Origin of the sequence: Pseudomonas sp. PSB11, assembly GCF_014596605.1 — a bacterium.
Classification (GTDB): Bacteria; Pseudomonadota; Gammaproteobacteria; order Pseudomonadales; family Pseudomonadaceae; genus Aquipseudomonas; species Aquipseudomonas umsongensis.
In genome coordinates, this window is the sequence record NZ_NOIO01000017.1 from 108,793 (window position 1) to 127,990 (window position 19,198).

Annotated in this window: 17 protein-coding genes; 6 read left to right on the top strand and 11 right to left on the bottom strand. The window is 60.2% G+C overall.

Annotation, left to right across the window (positions count from 1 at the left end; translation table 11 throughout):
- Positions 1-16: 16 nt before the first annotated feature.
- From CGA21_RS19420 to CGA21_RS19460, 9 genes are all read right to left on the bottom strand, one after another.
- Positions 17-1,393, bottom strand: a complete 1,377-nt coding sequence (locus CGA21_RS19420; protein WP_110753265.1) for a PepSY-associated TM helix domain-containing protein — start codon at positions 1,391-1,393, stop codon at positions 17-19.
- Positions 1,394-1,496: 103 nt separating this feature from the next.
- On the bottom strand, positions 1,497-3,614 hold the full coding sequence (locus CGA21_RS19425; protein WP_110753295.1) for a TonB-dependent copper receptor: 2,118 nt from the start codon (positions 3,612-3,614) through the stop codon (positions 1,497-1,499).
- A gap of 73 nt (positions 3,615-3,687) precedes the next feature.
- The gene (locus tag CGA21_RS19430; RefSeq protein ID WP_110753264.1) at positions 3,688-4,146 is read right to left on the bottom strand and encodes a DUF2946 domain-containing protein; all 459 of its coding nucleotides are present in this window, start codon (positions 4,144-4,146) and stop codon (positions 3,688-3,690) included.
- Positions 4,147-4,167: 21 nt separating this feature from the next.
- Positions 4,168-4,647: a copper chaperone PCu(A)C gene (locus CGA21_RS19435; protein WP_188264824.1), complete on the bottom strand. Its 480-nt coding sequence runs from the start codon at positions 4,645-4,647 to the stop codon at positions 4,168-4,170.
- Between the two features lie 47 nt (positions 4,648-4,694).
- On the bottom strand, positions 4,695-5,093 hold the full coding sequence (locus CGA21_RS19440) for a DUF2946 domain-containing protein (protein ID WP_188264825.1): 399 nt from the start codon (positions 5,091-5,093) through the stop codon (positions 4,695-4,697).
- Positions 5,094-5,442: 349 nt separating this feature from the next.
- Positions 5,443-6,171 (bottom strand): cobalt-precorrin-6A reductase, encoded by a 729-nt coding sequence (locus CGA21_RS19445; RefSeq protein WP_110753261.1) that lies wholly within the window; start codon positions 6,169-6,171, stop codon positions 5,443-5,445.
- Positions 6,168-7,265 (bottom strand): cobalt-precorrin-5B (C(1))-methyltransferase, encoded by a 1,098-nt coding sequence (locus CGA21_RS19450; RefSeq protein ID WP_188264826.1) that lies wholly within the window; start codon positions 7,263-7,265, stop codon positions 6,168-6,170. Before CGA21_RS19450 ends, CGA21_RS19445 begins: the two co-directional genes overlap by 4 nt.
- On the bottom strand, positions 7,258-8,469 hold the full coding sequence (cbiE, locus tag CGA21_RS19455; RefSeq protein WP_188264827.1) for a precorrin-6y C5,15-methyltransferase (decarboxylating) subunit CbiE: 1,212 nt from the start codon (positions 8,467-8,469) through the stop codon (positions 7,258-7,260). Before cbiE ends, CGA21_RS19450 begins: the two co-directional genes overlap by 8 nt.
- Before the next feature lie 174 nt (positions 8,470-8,643).
- Positions 8,644-9,294, bottom strand: a complete 651-nt coding sequence (locus CGA21_RS19460) for a hypothetical protein (RefSeq protein WP_110753258.1) — start codon at positions 9,292-9,294, stop codon at positions 8,644-8,646.
- Between the two features lie 256 nt (positions 9,295-9,550).
- Here CGA21_RS19460 and cobG point away from each other — a divergent pair, with 256 nt between their 5' ends.
- The 6 genes from cobG to CGA21_RS19490 all read left to right on the top strand — a co-directional run bounded on the left by cobG (position 9,551) and on the right by CGA21_RS19490 (position 15,713).
- Complete coding sequence (cobG, locus tag CGA21_RS19465; protein ID WP_223194189.1) at positions 9,551-10,906, top strand: precorrin-3B synthase; 1,356 nt, start codon at positions 9,551-9,553, stop codon at positions 10,904-10,906.
- Positions 10,899-11,525: a precorrin-8X methylmutase gene (locus tag CGA21_RS19470; RefSeq protein ID WP_020797568.1), complete on the top strand. Its 627-nt coding sequence runs from the start codon at positions 10,899-10,901 to the stop codon at positions 11,523-11,525. The genes cobG and CGA21_RS19470 overlap by 8 nt, the downstream gene beginning before the upstream one ends.
- On the top strand, positions 11,525-12,256 hold the full coding sequence (locus tag CGA21_RS19475) for a precorrin-2 C(20)-methyltransferase (RefSeq protein ID WP_110753257.1): 732 nt from the start codon (positions 11,525-11,527) through the stop codon (positions 12,254-12,256). The genes CGA21_RS19470 and CGA21_RS19475 overlap by 1 nt, the downstream gene beginning before the upstream one ends.
- Positions 12,256-13,965 carry a precorrin-3B C(17)-methyltransferase gene (gene cobJ, locus CGA21_RS19480; protein WP_188264828.1) on the top strand — a complete coding sequence of 570 codons (1,710 nt, stop codon included), beginning with the start codon at positions 12,256-12,258 and terminating at the stop codon, positions 13,963-13,965. Before CGA21_RS19475 ends, cobJ begins: the two co-directional genes overlap by 1 nt.
- A gap of 183 nt (positions 13,966-14,148) precedes the next feature.
- A complete protein-coding gene (locus CGA21_RS19485; protein WP_188264829.1) occupies positions 14,149-14,976 on the top strand; it encodes a hypothetical protein in 828 nt (275 codons plus the stop codon).
- Between the two features lie 59 nt (positions 14,977-15,035).
- Positions 15,036-15,713 carry a hypothetical protein gene (locus tag CGA21_RS19490; RefSeq protein ID WP_188264830.1) on the top strand — a complete coding sequence of 226 codons (678 nt, stop codon included), beginning with the start codon at positions 15,036-15,038 and terminating at the stop codon, positions 15,711-15,713.
- 28 nt (positions 15,714-15,741) lie between these two features.
- Here the strand turns inward: CGA21_RS19490 and CGA21_RS19495 are convergent, their stop codons facing one another.
- Positions 15,742-16,338 carry a MarC family protein gene (locus CGA21_RS19495; protein WP_008058841.1) on the bottom strand — a complete coding sequence of 199 codons (597 nt, stop codon included), beginning with the start codon at positions 16,336-16,338 and terminating at the stop codon, positions 15,742-15,744.
- Positions 16,339-16,402: 64 nt separating this feature from the next.
- Entirely contained in the window at positions 16,403-19,180 is a 2,778-nt protein-coding gene (locus CGA21_RS19500; protein ID WP_188264831.1) for a hybrid sensor histidine kinase/response regulator, read from the bottom strand.
- Positions 19,181-19,198 lie beyond the last annotated feature (18 nt).

Consider the following 19,198-nt stretch of genomic DNA (forward strand, 5'->3'; position numbering starts at 1 on the left):
GCTTGCCCGGGTATCCTCAAGTGGCGGAGTCGGGTTCGGCTTGCCGATTGAGGCGTGCCAACAGCAGCTTGTCCAACACCCACACCACCACCAATGAAGCACCCACCAACGGAAACGCCACCGCCAGGGCGAACATGATCACCATCGCGGTTTTCCATTTCGGCAGGTCGTGGCGCAGCGGTGGGACACCTAGCTTGCCTTGCGGACGGCGCTTCCACCAGATCACCACGCCGCTGACCGCACTGAGCAGAATCATCAGGCAGATCAGCAGGACAATGATCTGGTTGAGCGTGCCGAACATCTTGCCTTCGTGCAGCATCACGCCGATTTCCGTGGCGCGGGCGACGGCGCCGTAGTGCTCGTAGCGGACGTCGGCGAGGACGTCGCCGGTGTATTGATCGACATGCAGGGTGGCATCGTTGCGTGGGTCATCGGCGAACACGGCGATGGTGAACACGCCGGTGGCCGTGGTCGGGAACGTGATGCTGTAGCCCGGTTCAACCTTGCGTTGCACGGCGATGTCCTGCACGTCCTGCAGGCTGATGGTCGGCGCGGCCGGACCGGCTGGCGCTGCATCGTGGGCCATGTGTTCGGCGTGATCGCCGGACATCGGCATCGGTGTATTTTCCATGGCCCACGGCACAGTCTGGCGGGTGGCGCTGTTGAGGCTGCGCGCTTCGACGTCGGACTTTGGCACGTTGTCCCACATTGCCGCCGGAAAGATGTTCCAGACGGCGGCGTATTGCTGGCCCCAGAAGCCGGTCCAGGTCATGCCGCTGAGCAGCATCACCAGCAGCAACGAGGCGCCCCAGAAGCCGGTGACGGCATGCAGGTCACGCCACAACACCCGGCCTCGACTGTTCAGGCGAGGCCAGAGAATGCCCGCGGCCTGACCACGGGGCCACCACAGGAACACCCCGGACACCACCAGCACCACCCCCCAACCAGCGGCCAGTTCCACCAGTCGGTCACCGACGGTGCCGATCATCAGTTCGCCGTGAATCGCTCGCGCGACCGCCTGCAGGTTCTTCTTGGCGTCTTGTTCGCCGAGAATGTCACCGTGATACGGGTCGACGAACACATTCAGCTCGTTACCACCGTTGAGCACGACAAACTGGGCACTGCGCTGGGGGTTTACCGGCGGCAGGTATTGTTTGATCGTGCCTTGTGGATAGGCGGCCTTGACCCGGTTGAGCAGGTCATCGGCCGGCACCGTGTGGTGTCCGGCTGGGACGTTGATCAGGCTGCTGTACATCAGTGAGTCGAGTTGCGGTTTGAACAGGTAAATGGTGCCGGTCAGGGCCAGCATCACCATGAATGGCGCAACGAACAATCCGGCATAGAAATGCCAGCGCCAGGCCAGGTTGTAGAAATTCACTTTGGGCTGTTTCATCACGTGTGCTCCGCATTGGCGAAATCATTTGTCTGTAAAAAGATCGCAGCCTCGTTTCACTCGACAGCTCCTACAGGGGGCTGCGATCTTTTGACTTTTGTTGTTAGAAACTCATATCAATCCTGGTCCAGAGCGTGCGCCCCGGTTCCTTGATAGCTTGCGGGTCATTGGCCGGGTAACCGAAACCGGCGTTGCCGGCCAGGTTCAAATGTTCGGCGTAGGCCTTGCCGAACAGGTTGTCGACACCGCTGCTGACCTTCCAGTGCTGGTTGATCCGATAGGCACCGTTGAGCGAGAACACGGCAAACCCCGGGGTCTTGTCGAAATCCTTGCCGACCACGTTGCCTTTGTTCAGGTCGATACGGTTTTGCGCGGCAACCAGTCTCCACAGCGCGCCGGCGCTCCAGTTGTCTTCGCTGTAGGTCAAGCCGAAGCGGGCATCCAGCGGCGGCATTTGTGGCAAGGCATTGCCATCGCTGCTGTTCTTGCCCCAGGCGTAGGCCAGGGTGGCGTCGGCTTTCCAGTGTTCGGTGAACCGGTAGGCAGCCCCCAGTTCACCCCCCATGATCCGCGCGTCGATGTTCTGCGCTTGCGAGGTCATCCCCATCATGCCGGGCGTGTAGTCGAACAGGATGTAGTCACGCACCTGGCCGATGTAGGCCGAGGCCCAGGCCTCGAGATCTTCGGCTTTGTATTGCAGGCCGAAGTCGATCTGGGTGGTTTTCTCAGGCTTGATCGAATCGAAGGCATTCACCGATCCGGCGGGGCCGGAGTTGGGTGAAAACAGTTCCCAGTAGTCCGGGAAGCGCTGGGTGTGGCCCAGGCCCGCATACAGTGTGGTCGGGCTGTCGGCCAGGTCGTGTTCGTAGCGAATGAAGCCACTGGGCAGCGTATCGGCACGCGTGTCGTCGGCGGTTGGGTTGGGGCGGGTCATCATCCCCGAACTGATGGTTTGCCGGTAATCCTTGGCCGAAGCGCGGTCCAGGCGTGCGCCGGTAATGAGTCGGTCACGCTCGGCGGCGTGCCAGGTCAGTTCGCTGAACACTCCGTAATTGTGGAAGTCGGCATCCTTGGTGTACGGCTGGTCCTTGTAGGTGTCGATGCCCATGGCGTTGCGTTGACGGTGTTCGTTGGTCTGCGCATCAATGCCGCTGATCAACTGTACGTCGGCCCAACGCCAGGTGGCCTTGACTCGCGCGCCGAGGGTGCGCCGGTCCACATTGGAGGCCATGGGGCTGGCCATCATCCCGGTGCCGGAAGGCGTGCGCAGCGTGTAGTTGTCCATCACATGGTCGGCGTAGTTGTAGTAGACCTGCGCCTCGAGCTGTTCCAGCACGTCGCTGATGTTGGACTTTTCGAAGCGCAGGCCGAGGCTCTCGCGCTTGAACTGCGAACCGTCCATGCTGCGTCCTGCGTATCGTGCCTCGCCGTCACCCTTGCCAGCGGTCAACTCCAGCAGGGTATCGGTGTCTGGGGTCCAGCCGAGCGCAACGTCGCCGTTCCATTTGTCATAACGCGATGCCACGGTGTCGTTGTTGCCATCTTTATAGTCGTCAGCTTGGGCGGTGTTGCCGATAACCCGCACATAACCCAGTGGCCCGCCGGCGGCTGCGTCCACCAGCTTGTCAAAGCGGCCATTGGAGCCGGCCAGCACACTGGCGTTCACCCGGTTGCCGAGCTGGCCGAAATTTTCCGGTTCGCGGTCGAACAGGATGGTGCCGGCCGAGGCACCCGGTCCCCAAAGCACGGTCTGCGGACCTTTGATGACGGTCAGCTGGTCGTAGGTTTCTGGGGAGATGTACGAGGTCGGTGCGTCCATCCGACCGGGGCACGCGCCGAGCATCATGCCGCCGTTGGTGAGGATATTCAGGCGCGAGCCAAACATGCCGCGCAATACCGGGTCGCCGTTGGTACCGCCATTGCGTACCTGGGCAAAGCCCGGAATGGTTTTCAGATAGTCCGACCCGTCGCTGGCTGGCACGGGTTGGCGCGGCTCCCTGGGGTTGGTGACGATGGTCAGTGGCGAGTTCGGGGCAATGGCGGTGATGACCGTCGGGGTCAATTCTTCACTATGACCTGCGTGTTCATCGGCCAGCGCGCAAGGCGCGAGCAAGGCACCGCACAGGAGGGCGGTGGCGTGCCTGAAGCGAATGCTGGATGCGTTCGGGGCAAGGGGGGCTTGGGCAGCGCTCAAGCAGGGGACAGCAGCAAACCTGGACATGACAATTTCCATCGAACAGTCGTAAACGACACGGTCGCTCCTGGAGGACCGTGTGACACCTGAGGTGGGTTGTTTACGCGACGACGGGCGGGGCGCGGGTGCGGGCGCCGGGGAAGAAGGCTTGCCGGGCATGGCCCTGGCGAGGAGATGGCGTGGTGTACGTGTTGGCGGGCGGGGTATCGAACGCTGTGAATGCAGCGCCACCGGTGAGCGCCGGGCAATTGAACAGCAGGCTGCAATAGCCGCATTTTTCCCAGATTGCGTGGTGCCCGGACGCTGGCGGGCAATGCTCGGCCGTTGGTTGAGCGGCGTGATCGGCGTGATCCATCGCCGACATGTCCATGCTCATGTCCATCGACATGTTCATGCCCATGTCCAGGGGCATGGAGGTACGCTGATCCATCGGCATCGACTGAGAAATCAGTGGGCCGATAAAGATCATCAACATGGCGAACAGGCTGATCCAGCTGCCGCGCGTCAGGCTCAAGGGCTGACGACGGTGGGCGGATGACCTGGTGCCTGGCGGGCGCATGGGCGGCCTCAGCTCAGCGGATTATTGAGCGTGAGCGTGCTTTTGCGTGGTCTCGGGCGCCTGCTTCTGCACCGCCACTTCGACCGTCACGTCACCGGACTTCTCGAAGTGCAGGGTCAGCGCAAAGCGCTTGCCATCGCTAAGCAGGCTTCGGTCTTTCAGCCCCAGCAACATGACGTGGTAGGCCATCGGTGCAAAGGTGACATCGCCACCCGCGGGGATTTCGACGCTCGGTACCGGCTGCATTTTCATCAGGTCGTTTTGCATCACATGCTCATGCAATTGCGCTTCACCCGAGATCGGCGAGTCGACACTGAGCAGGCGGTCGGCGGTCTTGCCTGCATTGTGGATCACGAAATAGGCCGCGATGGTCGGCGCATTGGGCGGCAATTCCTGCGACCAGGGATGAGCGATCTGCAGATCGCCGAGCGTGTATTCGTGGGCATTGGCAAAGCAGGCAGGCAGCAGCAACGCGGCCAGAACGATAAGTCTGTTCAACATGGCAGTTCTCCAGGCGATTCAAAACGCAGATCAATTGCGAGATGTCATCACACCAGAGGCGAGGCACGGGGGTTGAGGCTGGGCCATTGCTGGCGGGGTGTCGGGATATTGAATGCGGCGGGAGGCAGGCTTCGATTCGCTTCGAACTGCGTGTAATACAACCGTGGCTCATGTCCGGGCAACGCCACCAATGGCGCGGAGCCGCTGCAGCACCAGCAATGTTGCATGTTGGAATGATCGTCGTTTTGCGGGGCTTTTTGTTCGATATCGCCCAGGGAGATCGCCACCATCCGGGTGCCGCTGGACGAGCAGAAACTGCCCCACAACACTTGTTCGGCTGGCGCCTTCGCCGTCTGCGCCATCGCTCCGGACATCGGCATGGCGAGCATGTTGAACAGCACTGCGAAGCAGGCGATCCAGGCAATTGCGAGCCGATGTCGGGACATGGGACAAATCCGGTGGGTGGGCGATCAGGCGCAGCTATTTAGCCTGATCAGGGCCGATAAGTAAAAACACCGCGTGCGGTGTGGTGTCGCAGCACGAAGTTCTCATATCCATCATGATAGCTGCGAATAGCGAAATGCCAGTGTCACTTAAACTTGTCTGTCGTCTTTTAAATGGGTGTAAGTAAATGCTGGTGGATTTTTAGACTTTAACTTTTGCATCGCTATCAATGACGCCATCGCGGGCAAGCCCGCTCCCACAATTATCGGCATCGGACACATAATCAATGCCAGACAGAAAACCTGTGGGAGCGGGCTTGCTCGCGAAGACGTACTAAGGCGTTCACAATTCTCAGATAAAAACCTGTTCTGTCATTGCTCGCAACACCTCGACCACCGACCCAAACTCGCGCTCTACCACCGGCGACACCGGCCGCTTCAACACCAGCACCGGCACCCCCCGCTCGCGCGCCACCTCCAGCTTCGGCTCAGTGGCGGTGCTGCCGCTGTTCTTGCTGATCAGCACGTCGATCTGCCGACGTTCGAACAAGGCGCGTTCCTCGTCGATCAGGAACGGTCCGCGTGCACCGATCACTTCGCAACGATCATTGCCGGGGTAAACGTCCAGCGCGCGCAAGGTCCAGAACTGCTCCGGCGGGATTTCATCCAGGTGTTGCAAGGGCTCGCGACCCAGGGTGAACAGCGGTCGACGGAAGGGTTTCAGCGCTTCGATCAACTCGGCCCAATCACTGACTTCGCGCCAGTCATCGCCGGCCTGCGGTTGCCACGCCGGACGTCGCAACGCCCAGCAGGCGATAGCGCTCAACCGAGACGCCGTCGCGGCGTTTTGACTGATCCGGGCGGCGTAGGGATGGGTAGCGTCGAGCAGCAGATCAATCCCTTCATCGCGTATGAATTGCGCCAGCCCTTCGGCACCGCCATAGCCGCCGACCCGAACCTGGCAGGTCAGGTCCGTCGGCACTCGACCGACACCCGCCAGGCTATAGATGTGTTGCGGGCCGAGGGTTCGGGCAATGGCCAGCGCCTCGGTCACGCCGCCCAGCAACAGAATGCGCTTCATTGAAAAGCTCCTGCATGGCCAACAATTGCGCCCTGGCGATCGATGGCAAACACTTCGACCTGAACCTGCGCCGGCACCACGCTGCGGGCGAAGTCCAGGGCGTGCTGGCAGACCGCGTCACCGAGGGCGATGCCGGCGGCGCTGGCCATCGCCAGGGCCTGTTGACTGGTATTGGCTTCACGGATGCCTTGCTGCAGCGCCGTATCGGCGCCGACCGCGGCCGCCCATTCGGCCAGTTGCGGCAGATCGATGCTTGAATGCCGACTGTGCAGGTCCATGTGCCCGGCCGCCAGCTTGCTGATCTTGCCGAAGCCGCCGCACAGGCTGAGTTTTTCAACCGGGACCTTGCGCAGGTGTTTGAGCACGGCACCGACAAAATCGCCCATTTCGATCAGGGCGATTTCCGGCAGGTTGTAGATCCTGCGCATGGTGTCTTCGCTGGCGTTGCCGGTACACGCGGCGATGTGCAGATAACCGTTGGTCTTGGCCACGTCGATGCCCTGGTGGATCGAGGCGATATAGGCCGCGCAGGAAAACGGCCGGACGATACCGCTGGTGCCGAGGATCGACAGGCCGCCGAGTATGCCCAGGCGCGGGTTCATGGTTTTCAGCGCCAGGGCCTCACCGTTCTCGACATTCACCGTGACCTCGAAACCGCCGCGGTAGCCGAACTCGTTGGCAAGCAGCGTCAGGTGATCGCTGATCATCTTGCGTGGTACGGGATTGATCGCCGGCTCGCCAACGCCCAGCACCAGCCCCGGGCGGGTGACCGTACCAACACCACGCCCGGCATTAAAACCGATACCCGGCTCATTGCGCAGGCGCACCTGAGAGTAGAGCAACGCGCCATGGGTTACGTCGGGATCGTCTCCGGCATCCTTGATCGTCCCTGCCTCGGCGCCACCGTCGATCAGGCGGCAGAACTCCAGGCGCATCTGCACCTGCCTACCCTTTGGCAGCACGATGTGCACGGCGTCCGCCGAAGTGCCACCGAGCAGCAGGCGAGCCGCCGCCAGGCTGGTCGCGGTGGCGCAGCTGCCCGTGGTCAGGCCGCTGCGCAGTGGTGCGGGTTGTTCGGCGGTTTCGTCACGCATCGAAGGGTTTGACCACGTCCAGCAAGGTAATCGGCAACGCCTGGCGCCAGGTGTCGAAATCGCCCAAGGGCTGCGCCTGGGCGATATGAATACGCGTCAGCTCGCCCCCGCGCTGTTCGCGCCAGGCCATCAGGGTCATTTCACTTTGCAGCGTGACCGCATTGGCAATCAGGCGGCCGCCAGGCTTGAGCGCTGCCCAGCAAGCGTCGAGCACGCCTTCGCGGGTGACGCCGCCCCCGATGAACACCGCGTCCGGACGCTCGAGTCCCACCAGGGCCTGCGGAGCACTGCCGCGAATCAGTTGCAAGCCGGGCACGCCAAGTGCGTCGCGGTTGTGCTCGATCAACAGCTGCCGACCTTCGTCGGCCTCGATGGCCAGCGCCCGGCAACTGGGATGAGCGCGCATCCATTCAATGCCAATGGAGCCGCTGCCGGCACCGACATCCCATAACAACTCACCGGGAACCGGTGCCAGTCGAGCGAGTGTGATGGCGCGCACATCGCGTTTGGTCAGTTGGCCGTCGTGCCTGAAGGCGGAGTCCGGCAGGCCGGCCAGTCGCGACAGACGCGGCGCGTTTGCTTGTGCGATACATTCTATGGCGATCAGGTTCAGGTCGGCGACAACCGGGTCGGCCCAGTCGTTGGCCGCACCGTCGATGCGTCGTTCGGCCTCACCACCCAAATGTTCAAGCACGCTCAGGCGGCTCGGCCCGAACCCGCGTTCGCGCAACAGTGCCGCGATCGCGGCGGGACTTTGACCGTCATTGCTCAGCACCAGCAGACGAACGCCACTGGACAGCTGCGCATTCAGCGCCGCGATGGGGCGAGCGACCACCGACAGCGTCACCACATCCTGCAACGGCCAGCCCATCCGTGCGGCGGCAAGTGAGCAAGAAGATGGCGCGGGCAAGACCAGCATTTCACTGCTGGGTACTTGCCGAGCGAGGCTGGCGCCCACACCAAAGAACATGGGGTCACCGCTGGCCAGCACGCAAACGGGCTCACCGTAGCGCTCCAGCACCGGCGCCAGCGAAAACGGGCTGGGCCACAATTGCCGTTCACCACGAATACACATCGGGAGCAAATCCAGTTGCCGCTGACCGCCAATGATCCGCGAGGCGCCCAGCAGGGCGTGCCGAGCGTTCTTGCCCAGCCCCTTGAAGCCGTCTTCACCGATGCCTACCACTGTCAGCCAAGGGGGCATGCCATTCCTCTTCTATCGACCAAAGCCCAATCATCTCCGCGGCCAGGTCCGTCTCGACCGGCGCGGTGGGGCATCATAACGCGGTGTCGATTGCATTCGCCCGTCGTCGTCGATGAAATCGCGTTCAAGGGCGATGGCTGCCCTGCAAAATAATGGGGATTTAATCGGGTAGTCTTAAAGGTTGTTTTTTAGCAGGTCGAATCTCTTCATTCTGATCTCACGACGCTTTTTATCAATAAGCGTTCTTTTTGTTTCAAGTATTCTTTTATCCAGTTTGAGATAGGCTCGTTGCTGGATGATTGTGGCGGAGCGCTTTTCCGATTCGACGTACAGGAAGTTACTTTCATTGGTAGACGCTACCAATTCAAGATTGAACACCGCAATTTCCAGAAAGCCCTGGGCGTCATAGCGGGCGGGAATGACCTGAAAGTGCCGACCCAGGAGACTTTCCTGGTCCAGAGAGAGCAGCGCGGGTTTGTCGGGCTTGAGTGCGTCGAGCGTGTCGATCATCGCGTTACCTTGTCGGCTGTCGGGCATCTTCCCGGCGCTCTCGACCAGGAAATCCGCAACGCTTCTCAAGACATCGTGTCGGGTGCGGGTAAAGATTGCATCCTGGAAGACAGACCACCCCAGGAAACTCAGCGTCGTCATGTATTCATTCAGCCACTTTGTCGAATCGACAAAGCGACTGCAGGCCGTGTTGGCGGATTGGGTGGCGATCTGTGTGCAGTGGGTCAGGTCGTCATGATCCGCAAGTGATATGTCCTCAATGCTTGAAAGCAGAGTGGGGCCGGTCAATACGCCGGAGAAGTTCCTACTGTTCATATTCAGTCCTTGAATAAAATTCTTGTGGAGGAAGTGGTTTTCCTGGTGGAGAAAGTACAACAGCCTGCCGGCGGCTAAAATAACGTTGGCTTGAAGAACTGCTACTTGCTGTTAAATACACTGTGCAGTTGTCTTTGAAACGCAAGTGCCGGTGCGCGTTTCAGACTTCCAGCGAAGCGACCGTTGACCTTTGAGCGAGCGCGCTTTGTCGTCAATCCACTTGAGCTTTTTCATCCCGCCGGACAAAGCAGGCATAATGCGCCCCTTCGTCCCGTTGCCGGTCATCCCCGTGAATTCACCCCAGACATCCAGTCCCTTGCGCCCATCGGCCTGTCCCGGTTTGTTGCGTGTCGTGCAGGCGCTGGATGGCGGTATTTGTCGGATCAAACTTGCCGGCGGGGCTATTCGTGCAGATCAGGCTGTGGCGGTGGCTGATGCCGCCGAACAATATGCCGGTGGCGTAATAGAGGCGACCAACCGCGCCAATCTGCAAATTCGCGGAATTGGCCAGCAGTCCACCGCGTTGATCGAGAGTCTGCTGGCCGTCGGGTTGGGGCCGGTCAACGTCGCTGGCGATGATGTGCGCAATCTGATGCTCAGCCCCAGCGCCGGCATTGACCCACACATGCTGATCGACAGCAGGCCCTTGGCCCGAGAAATTCTCGACAGCTTGCAAACCCATGCGCGCTTCCATGAGTTATCGGCCAAATTCGCCGTGCAACTGGATGGCGGTGAAGCCTTGGCAATGCTTGAGCATCCCCATGACCTCTGGCTGAGTGCGGCTGATCGAAAGGGCGAGCCTGTGCTGGCCTTCGGTCTGGCGGGGTGCCCCACCGATGCGCCGTTGGCAGCGGTATCGCTGCGTGACGGACATGCGTTGGTGATGGCGGTGCTGGAGTTGTTTCTCGAACTTGCACGGCCGGATCAGACCCGGATGCGACATCTGCTGACTGAGCATTCGCTGGATTCACTGTTGCAACGGCTGGCCGAGCGCGTGCCCTTGTTTGCCATGGAGTCATGGCAGCGCCCGACTGCACGTGCGCGATTGCACATCGGCAGTCATCCGCAGCGTCAGGAAGGCCTTGTCTATGTCGGTGCGGTGCCTGCGCTGGGACGACTGAACCCGACGATGCTCAAGGGGGCAGCTCATCTGGCCGAGGCGTTTGGTGATGCCAGCCTGCGCCTGACCCCTTGGCAAAGCCTGTTGCTGCCAAATATTCGCCATGAAGATTCACCAGCCCTGCGTCAACAACTGCAGGCATTGGGTTATCTGGTCGACGCCGACCAGTCCCTGGCCCATCTGGTGGCCTGCACCGGATCGGCCGGTTGCGGCAAAGGCTTGGCGGATACCAAGGACGACGCGCGGCAACTGGCCGAACGGCTGCATGATCAATCCGCACAGGTGCAGGTTCACTTGTCTGGCTGTTCGCGCTCCTGCGCGTGCGCACACACGGCGCCCGTCACATTGTTGGCGACACGCCCTGGTCACTACGACCTCTATTTTCGCGATGCCGCGCAGCCAGGTTTCGGCGCGCTGCACGCTCGCAATCTTACTATTGAAGCGGTCGCGGCTTTGCTCGATGCCCGCTCACGGAGCCCCCTTGATGCTTGATTACATCCGCGACGGTCAGGAGATCTATCGCAATTCCTTCGCGATCATCCGGGCCGAGGCCAACCTCGAACGCATTCCGGCCGATCTGGAAAAACTCGCAGTCCGTGTGATACACGCTTGCGGCATGGTCGATGCTATCGATGGCCTGCAGTTTTCCACGGGCGCGGGCAAGGCCGGGCGCGATGCGCTGGCCGCCGGCGCGCCGATTCTGTGTGATGCGCGGATGGTGTCCGAGGGCATAACCCGTGCGCGTTTGCCAGCGAACAACCCGGTCATCTGCACCCTGCGTGATGAAAGCGTTCCGCAGCTGGCGCGTGAACTGGGCAACACCCGTTCCGCCGCGGCACTGGAATTGTGGCGTCCTCATCTGGAAGGCAGTGTCGTGGTGATCGGTAACGCGCCGACAGCGCTGTTTTACCTGCTTGAAATGCTCGACGCCGGTGCGCCGAAACCGGCGTTGATCCTTGGTTTTCCGGTGGGCTTCGTTGGCGCCGCCGAATCCAAGGCAGCGCTGGCCGCCGACAGTCGCGGCGTGCCGTTCGTTATCATGCAAGGTCGGCTGGGCGGTAGTGCCATGGCCGCCGCCGCCGTCAATGCCCTCGCCACGGAGATCGAATGATGCAGCAACCTGGACGTTTGATCGGCCTTGGCGTGGGGCCGGGTGACCCGGAACTGATTACGGTCAAGGCGCTGCGCCTGCTGCGCGAATCGCCGGTAGTGGCGTACTTCGTCGCCAAGGGGAAGAAGGGCAACGCCTTCGGCATCATCGAAACGCATTTGCAGGACGCCCAAACCTTGTTGCCACTGGTGTACCCGGTGACCACCGAAGCATTGCCGGCACCGCTGTCCTATGAGCAAGTGATCAGCGATTTCTACGATGCCGCCGGTGAAGAGCTGGCAGCGCATCTCGATGCGGGTCGTGACGTGGCAGTGATCTGCGAGGGCGATCCGTTTTTCTACGGTTCCTACATGTACCTGCACGATCGGCTGGCGCAACGGTATGAAGCCGAAGTGGTGCCGGGTGTCTGCTCGATGCTCGGCGGCGCTTCGGTACTGGGAGCGCCGTTGGTGTATCGCAACCAGAGCCTGTCGGTGCTGTCCGGCGTGCTGCCCCACGAGGATCTCAAGCGTCGCCTGGCTGACGCCGATGCGGCGGTGATCATGAAGCTGGGCCGTAACTTTCCGAAAGTCCGCCAGGTGCTGGAAGAACTCGGATTGGCCGAGCGAGCGCTGTATGTGGAGCGTGCGACCATGGCCAACCAGAAGATCGTGCCGCTGGATCAGGTCGAGCCTATGTCGTCGCCGTACTTCTCGCTGATCATCGTTCCCGGTGAAAGGTGGCAAGGCTGATGACGCGTCCAGCTCCGGCCATTGTCATTCTCGGCAATGGCAGCCTCGCCACCGCGCGCAGCATTCAACAACTGTACCCCGGCGCCTTGATTCACGGCCTGGACGAACGCGTCGTCGGTGCCGATCGCACCTACCGCGAGTTCGGCGCGACATTGCGTGAGCTTTATCAACAAGACACGCCGATCATCGCCCTGTGCGCAGCCGGTATCGTCATTCGCACCCTGGCGCCGTTGCTGCTGGAGAAGGGGGCCGAGCCACCCGTGCTCGCCGTCGCCGAAGATGGAAGCGCCGTGGTGCCGCTGCTCGGTGGTTTGGCAGGCGTGAACGTGCTCGCGCGGGAGGTAGCTGCGGCACTGGACGTGTCAGCGGCGATCACCACCAGTGGCGAATTGCGTTTTGGTACCTGCCTGCTGAATCCACCCAGCGGTTATGCCTTGGGTGATCTTGAGCTGGGCAAGCGCTTCGTTTCCGATTTGCTCGCCGGCGAGTCGGTGCGAATCGAAGGGGCGGCGCCTTGGTTAGTGCAGGCGCAGTTACCGGAAAACCCGCAAGCGCGGCTGGCCGTTCACGTCGGTCATGCCGAGCGTACGCCGGCTGCCAATGAGCTGCTGATTTATCCACGCAACGTGTTGGTGGCGGTCGCTGCTGGAATCGTCGATGTTTCAGGTGCCGTTCGCGAGGCTTTGCATCAGGCAAAAATCGCCGTGCAGTCGTTGGCCTGCCTGCTGGCTGCCGATAGTGAAATGTCGAGTGCAACACTGCGTGAAGCGGCGCTTGAGCTGGGTGTGCCGCTGCGTTTTGTCGATGATGTTGGCGCAGCCAGTCAGCTGGTGCGTAACGCCATCGACCAGCCCGTTTCCGTGTTTGGCGATGAGGCCGTTGCGATCGCGGTTGCCAAGCAGCCTTTGGACCCCATGTCGATTGGCCGTCCTCGCGGTCGCCTGGCGGTGATCGGTCTCGGCCCCGGCGCTGCCGAGCTGATGGTGCCCGCGGTCAAGGCGGAACTGGCCCGCGCCAATGACGTTCTCGGTTACGAAACCTATGTGCGCATGGCAGGACCGTTCCGTGCGGATCAGGTCCTGCACTGCACCGACAACCGTGAAGAAATGCAGCGTGCCCGCCACGCCTTTGAGCTTGCGGCGCAGGGTCGCTGCGTAGTGGTCGTCTCTTCCGGGGACCCCGGTGTATTTGCCATGGCCGCAGCGGTGCTGGAGGCACTGCATGAGTCCCGCGATCCAGCATGGCACAACGTTGATCTGGAAATCCTGCCGGGCGTTTCGGCATCGCTGGCAACGGCTGCCCAGGCAGGCGCCCCATTGGGGCATGACTTCTGCGTGCTGTCGCTTTCGGACAACCTCAAGCCTTGGGACATCATCGAAAAGCGCCTGGACCTGGCGGCGCAGGCCGACCTGGCGATGGCTTTCTATAACCCGATCTCGCGTTCCCGGCCTTGGCAGTTAGGGCGTGCACTGGAAATCGTCGCCCTGCATCGCGCTGCTGACACCCCCGTCGTGTTGGGACGCGATGTAGGGCGCCCGGGGCAGACGTTGCGGGTCACGACACTCGGTCAATTGACGCCGGATCAAGTCGACATGCGAACCATGGTGTTGGTTGGCTCATCCACGACTCGCGTATTTGCTCGGCCTCAGGGGTCGTTGTGGGTGTACACGCCACGTAGCTACGGTGACAAGTTGGTCGATATCAACTAGACAAGTCGCGGCCATATAGATCGGATTATTCGGGTTGTTTCGCTCGAATAATCCGTCTGTTCGCGGAGTGGTGCAGGCTTACATATATCGACATTTAATTGGGTTTGTTACTCGACGAGGGGGTGGGTTAGATTCGTTATTACGCCCAGGAGGGCTGTCGACGAACTTAAAGGAATGTTGAATATGGAAAGTTTTGAAGATTCAAGCGCTCTCAAGGGTTGCACTGATTTGGGAAGGGCGCGTATTGCCAGGGCCAAGGCACTGCTTGTTAACGCTCCCCGTGCAAGAGGTCTAGTGGGCTCCGCTGATTTGGCGGCTTCGAGTCCCACCAAGGAACTGGATGCTTTGGTTTTAGGTAATTCACTCATCGGTTACGGCGATGGTATTTCGCTGGAGAACATGATGATTATCGAAAACCTCATCAGTTTTTCGAAGCTGGAGGCCGATCACGAAACTAAAAATGATCCGAACCCTGCGGCCTGGCATCGAGCATTTATCAATTGCATGTTGGATATGGGATGTTCTGTCCCCATCCATGCGAGCCTGGAATACAAAAAGCAGTCTGGCTCGGGCACGATGAAAAATGTCGTCACGTCCATTGTCCAGGCAGGGATTGCTGCGGCAGTAGCCGCCATTCCCGGTGCAACGGTGTTGAGTGCCGTGGCAGACTCCACCTTGACGGCTTTGGAAAAGGAACCTGATACAGTCAAGTTATTCAATTACGATGTAGTGACAGCAAAAGGTGTGAAGCTGGCCATATTGCCGTGTGAGCAAGCGAAGAATGGTCTCATTATTGTTTCTTTTTCGTCTATTAATCATGAAAGCAATACGTTTGGTGGTGAGGTTCTTTTCTTTGATCTTAAAGTCACTAACGTTGATATTTACCAAGGCTCGAACTTTCTCACCTTTAATCCTTTTGCCTATGCTGAAATAAAAGATGATATTGAGTCTGTCCTTGGGTTGCGGCGCAAAGAGATACGCAGCAAACGATTTGCGCGACACAGGAAGTAAAAGATAGCCAGCCTTCGCCAGAGGTGTTTGCCTCTGGTTTGCACGATGGATATAGACATATGGACTATTCGATTTACATCAATGGATGCTGCATGCTGGCTTTATCAAATGAATTGTCGTTCGCCACGAAGCAAGATGTAATTGATGCTTTGCTTTTTACTCAGCTTGCTGCCGATGAAGAATTTCCTGACGAACCGAACGGCCTGGATTGGTTCGAGGCTTACAAAAGTATCTTGTATGAGTGTGGCTGGGTCTGCGATCGGCAAAACGTGACGACCGGTGCGTTTACATCCGTTGCTGAAAAGACGTTTTCGTTGAGAGAGGCGTTTGCGACGGTCTTTGAAAACAATCTGGATAGAGAGCTGGCGACTGTTTTACTGGCCGTGATGGATAAGGTCGCCGCGTTGCCGGACACACTGAACCTGGAGCAGATCTTCCGCCAACAGGCAGCGCTGAATGTGAAGGGGATGAAGCGCATCAGGGCGTGCATTGGTGTGGTCAATGAACGTGGGACCTTGAATAGCGCTTGGGTTTTTTTTGATGCCCGCGGATCAGTCGGCAGGCTATTGACGGGGCGTGAGTTTGCTTTCAGTGATCTGCATGGCGCGGTGAACGCCTATTTTTACACCGCTCGTTTCAATGCAGGCGTCTATGGCGAGTACAGGGCGGATACCGTGCAGTGGTTAGGTGCACGGCGGCAGTCTGAACATCTCGAGATCGCCAGCCTGACGATTTAGCAGGTCCTGGCAGGTGCCTTGTGCAATCTCAGGGCACCAAATACCCCTTCACCCCGGTAAAGATAATCTGCGCCGCCAACGCACACACGAACAAGCCCATCAGCCGGCTGACGATCTGCAAGCCCTGATCGCCGAGAATGCGTTCGATACGGTTGGACAGGTACAGCACCACGCCGACGGTGAAGCTGGCCAGGGCAATACTGACAATGGCCGTGAGCTTATCGTCCCAGTGCGGCTGACTTACGCCCATCACCAGCAGGGCGCCAATGGTGCCGGGGCCGACGGTCAGCGGAATGGTCAAGGGTACGATGGTCACGTCCTGCTGCACATTATCGGTCTGCACCGCCGACTTTCCTTGCGCCATCCCCAACGCCGAGATGAACAGCACGCTGCCGGCGCCGATCCGGAAGGCGTCCACGGTAATGCCGAATACGCTGAAAATCACGCGTCCGAACAGATACAGCAGGACGCTGGAGACCAGGGTGGCGATGGCCACCTTCCACGCCAGTCGGCGTTGTTCCTTGCGCGAATAACCGCGGGTCAGGCTGATGAAGCAGGACAACACGAAGAACGGGCTATAGAGCACCAACATCTTCAGGTAAACGCTGAACAACACGTGGAGCATGGGGCAGGCTCACTGGTGGGGGGAAGTCGAGGGGAGTCTAACAGGCGCCGCGGAGTCTGTCGGCTCAGGACGTGGGCGTCGTCGCGCGGTTCTGCTGATCGCGCTGGGCAACCCAGTGTTCGATCAATTCGCGCAACTGCGAAAGCTCGACCGGTTTGGCCATGTGCCCATCCATGCCAGCCTGGCGTGCACGCTCCTTATGCTCAGCGAGGATGTGCGCGGTCAACGCTACCACCGGGGTGCGGGATCTTTGATTGCCGACTTCCCAGGCGCGCAGTTGCTGGGTCGCCGAAAAGCCGTCGAGGATCGGCATTTCGCAATCCATCAGAACCAGGTCGTAGCGATGCGCCTTCATGGCCGCCAAGGCTTCTTCGCCGTTGCTGGCGGTGTCCGGTTGCAGGTTGAGCTTGCCCAGCATGCCGCGGATGACCTTGGTCGAAATGCTGTTGTCTTCAGCGACCAGAATGCGGAAATCACTGGGTACCTTGATCGGTAGCGGCGGACCGGACGGCAGGTGTTGCGGCACCGCCAGCCCTTTGTTGCGCTGGGTCAGTTCATCGGCCAGGGTGGTCTTGAGCGTATAGCCGGCCACCGGTTTGGCAAGGATGCGTTTGATCCCCGAATTGCGCGCGATGATCTTGCTCGGCGCATTGCTGATGCCGGTCAGCATGATCAGCAGGATGTCGTGGTTCAGGCTCGGGTCTTCCTTGATCTTGGCGGCCAGTTGCATGCCGGTCATGCCAGGCATGTTCTGATCCAGCAGGACCACATCGAAGTAGTCACGCAGGTGCGCCTTGGTGCGCAACAGCGCCAGCGCCTCCTTGCCCGAGGGCGCCGCGCTCACGTTCAGGCCCCAGGCGCTGCATTGCTGCACCAGCACTTTGCGGCAGGTGTCGTTGTCATCCACCACCAACACACGTGCACCCTGCAGGGGGCCATCGAGGTCGCAGGTTGGATGCTCCAGGCGATCCGGGTCCAGGGGCAAGGTCAGCCACAAGGTACTGCCCTGGCTGTTACCACTCTTGATGCCGAATTCACCCTGCATCAGGCGGATCAGCTGACGGGCGATCACCAGCCCCAGATTACCGCCCAGGTGGTTGGTAGAGAGGAAATGCTTGCTGTGCAGTTCAGCCTGCATTAGCGCGTCGCGCTCTTCGACGTCCATCGGTTCGCCGCTGTCCTGCACGGCGATGCGCAAGCGTGGATGGCTGCTGCGTTCGTCGAGGGCGACGACGATCAGGATCTCGCCTTCGTCGGTTTTCTTCAGCGCGTTTTCCAGCAGGCTCAGCAATGTCTGGCGCAGGCGCGTCGGGTCACCGCTGATGACGCGTGGTACTTGTGGCTGAATGAAGCTGATCAGTTCGACGTTCTGTTGCTCGGCCTTGGCGCGGAAGATGCTCAGGCAGTCTTCGATCAGTGCGTTGAGGTCGAATTGCACATCATCCAGTTCGATCTGTCCGGACTCGAGTTTGGAAATGTCGAGAATTTCGTTGATCAACGTCAGTAGTTCGTTGCCTGCGCTATGGATGGTCTGCACATAGTCGCGCTGCTTGACCGACAGTGGCGTGCCCAGCAGCAACTCGGTCATGCCCAGCACACCATTCATCGGGGTGCGGATCTCGTGGCTGATTTTCGCCAGGAACTCGGCCTTGGCATTGATCTCGGCGTTGCTGGCCGCCAGGTCACGACTGATGCTGAAACGCGCTTCGGTGATGCTGCGCTGGCGTTCGCTCAGGGCAATGCTCATCAACAGGCCACTGATGCAGATGAACACCAGCAGGGTGGTGATCAGGTCATGGGGTTCGATCAGGGTCAGCCCCAGCAAGGCGGGCAGGATGATCAGGGTGCCCAGGTTGAACACCACCATGGCCGCCACGAACAGTCGCGCCGGGCGATAACCTTTTTGCCAGTGATAGGTACTGACAAACAGCATGGTCAGGCCCGCCAGGGCGACCAGGGCGTAAGTGATGATGTTCAGCGGCAGCGTGTTGACGAACAGCAGCAGCAGGCTGCAGATCATGATGAACAGGATGTCGCCCACGATCAGCTTGTTCAGCGGATGCGGTCCGAGGGGCTTGAAGAAGCGATAAGCGAATATCAGGCCGCTGGGGGCCGTCAGCAGCAAGGCGAGGTAGGCGCCGGGCGTCTGCACGGCCTGCCAGTCCGGGATCCAGGGCCCCGCCAGGTTCAGCAACAACACCAGGCTGAGCCCCAACAAGGCTTCGCACACCGCCAACCAGACGCTGCTGGTCGAACGCGTATAGGCATAGCGGATGAGGTTGTGGAGGATCAGCATGCCGATGCAGCCCAGTAGTAATCCGTAGATCAGCGTCTGGTTCTGGTTGGCTGCGGTGATGACCGCCGATTGCAAGGTGATGTAGGGCCGCAACTGGTGTTCGGAAACCAGTCGCAGGTAGACGTCCAGGGTCTTGTCGCTTTGCGGCAGCGGCAGCATGAAGTCGCTGCTGGGCAGGGGGCGGTCCGCCAGGGGTTGCTCGTTGCCTGTATGTGATTGGTCAATCAGCCTGTCGCCGTCCAGCACATACATGTTGAAGTGCAACAGATCGGGTGCGAACACCCGCAGCAATTGTTCATGCTTGCCCGGTGCGAGGCGGAAGCGCAGCCAAAGCGCACCGTCGGGCTCGGCCGCCGTGAGGTGGTCGAGTTCGATGGGGCTGAATTGGTTGGTGTAGCGAGCGGAGCGGATGTCGCTCAGCTGCAGGTCACCCTGTTCGTCGAGCAATACCGCCCAACCACTGCCTTGCGCGGCGTGGGCCGGGAGCATGCAGAGCAAGGTCAGCAACGTGACGGTTAGACTTATGGCAATCCTGAGCCAGCGCACGGCGAAATCCCTTCGTAG

Coding starts and splice junctions, on each gene's coding strand:
- CGA21_RS19460 (WP_110753258.1), bottom strand. CDS start 9,294: ATGAACAGTAGGAACTTCTCCGGCGTATTGACCGGCCCCACTCTGCTT.
- CGA21_RS19435 (WP_188264824.1), bottom strand. CDS start 4,647: ATGTTGAACAGACTTATCGTTCTGGCCGCGTTGCTGCTGCCTGCCTGC.
- CGA21_RS19490 (WP_188264830.1), top strand. CDS start 15,036: ATGGACTATTCGATTTACATCAATGGATGCTGCATGCTGGCTTTATCA.
- CGA21_RS19470 (WP_020797568.1), top strand. CDS start 10,899: ATGCTTGATTACATCCGCGACGGTCAGGAGATCTATCGCAATTCCTTC.
- CGA21_RS19445 (WP_110753261.1), bottom strand. CDS start 6,171: ATGAAGCGCATTCTGTTGCTGGGCGGCGTGACCGAGGCGCTGGCCATT.
- CGA21_RS19485 (WP_188264829.1), top strand. CDS start 14,149: ATGGAAAGTTTTGAAGATTCAAGCGCTCTCAAGGGTTGCACTGATTTG.
- CGA21_RS19420 (WP_110753265.1), bottom strand. CDS start 1,393: ATGAAACAGCCCAAAGTGAATTTCTACAACCTGGCCTGGCGCTGGCAT.
- CGA21_RS19440 (WP_188264825.1), bottom strand. CDS start 5,093: ATGTCCCGACATCGGCTCGCAATTGCCTGGATCGCCTGCTTCGCAGTG.
- CGA21_RS19430 (WP_110753264.1), bottom strand. CDS start 4,146: ATGCGCCCGCCAGGCACCAGGTCATCCGCCCACCGTCGTCAGCCCTTG.
- CGA21_RS19425 (WP_110753295.1), bottom strand. CDS start 3,614: ATGTCCAGGTTTGCTGCTGTCCCCTGCTTGAGCGCTGCCCAAGCCCCC.
- cbiE (WP_188264827.1), bottom strand. CDS start 8,469: ATGCCCCCTTGGCTGACAGTGGTAGGCATCGGTGAAGACGGCTTCAAG.
- CGA21_RS19450 (WP_188264826.1), bottom strand. CDS start 7,265: ATGCGTGACGAAACCGCCGAACAACCCGCACCACTGCGCAGCGGCCTG.
- CGA21_RS19495 (WP_008058841.1), bottom strand. CDS start 16,338: ATGCTCCACGTGTTGTTCAGCGTTTACCTGAAGATGTTGGTGCTCTAT.
- CGA21_RS19475 (WP_110753257.1), top strand. CDS start 11,525: ATGCAGCAACCTGGACGTTTGATCGGCCTTGGCGTGGGGCCGGGTGAC.
- cobG (WP_223194189.1), top strand. CDS start 9,551: ATGCGCCCCTTCGTCCCGTTGCCGGTCATCCCCGTGAATTCACCCCAG.
- cobJ (WP_188264828.1), top strand. CDS start 12,256: ATGACGCGTCCAGCTCCGGCCATTGTCATTCTCGGCAATGGCAGCCTC.